This is a genomic window from Streptomyces doebereineriae (assembly GCF_031845645.1).
GTDB classification, from domain to species: Bacteria; Actinomycetota; Actinomycetes; order Streptomycetales; family Streptomycetaceae; genus Streptomyces; species Streptomyces canus.
Genome location: NZ_JAVREZ010000062.1, coordinates 1 through 793, shown reverse-complemented (window position 1 = coordinate 793; position 793 = coordinate 1). Strand labels below are relative to the sequence as shown.

The following is a 793-nucleotide window of genomic DNA, read 5'->3' as shown; positions in this document are numbered from 1 at the left end:
ACCCCGGATCACGCAACGCCGACTTTTTACCGAATCATCAGATGGTCGACGCACCTTTTGTGCGGACCTGGGTACACGTCGCTGCGGCCCGCTGTTTGACTTCGATTCTTGAACACATAACCTCTGCAAAGTCGTTTTCACCTTCAAGTGGTGGCGGGCCGGATGTTGTGCCCCACTGAGAAGGCTCACCCCCCACGTCTGACTTGCGGCCAGGCATCAGGAGTTCACGTGACCAGCACAGCGCCCGAACCGGAGTCCGGAGCCCGAGCGGCCCATCCGGACCACCTCGGCCATGTCATCTTCATCACGGCGGCCGCGGCGATGGGCGGCTTCCTCTTCGGTTACGACAGTTCCGTCATCAACGGGGCCGTCGAAGCCATCCGCGACCGGTACGACATCGGCTCCGGGACGCTCGCCCAGGTCATCGCCATCGCACTGATCGGCTGTGCGATCGGCGCCGCCACGGCCGGACGGATCGCGGACCGGATCGGCCGCATCCGCTGTATGCAGATCGCCTCGGTGCTCTTCACGGCCAGCGCCATCGGCTCCGCGCTGCCGTTCGCGCTCTGGGACCTGGCGATGTGGCGCATCATCGGCGGCTTCGCCATCGGCATGGCCTCCGTCATCGGCCCGGCCTACATCGCCGAGGTCTCCCCGCCCGCCTACCGGGGCCGCCTCGGCTCCTTCCAGCAGGCCGCGATCGTCATCGGCATCGCCGTCTCCCAGCTGGTCAACTACACCGTCCTCCAGATCGCCGACGGCGACCAGCGCGGCAAGATCCTGGGCCTGGAAG

The 793-nt window shown here is 66.1% G+C and carries 1 protein-coding gene; it reads left to right on the top strand.

The features are described from left to right. Nucleotides 1-228: 228 nt before the first annotated feature. On the top strand, nucleotides 229-793 hold a 565-nt coding region (locus tag RNB18_RS50695), incomplete at its 3' end, for an MFS transporter (RefSeq protein ID WP_311720887.1).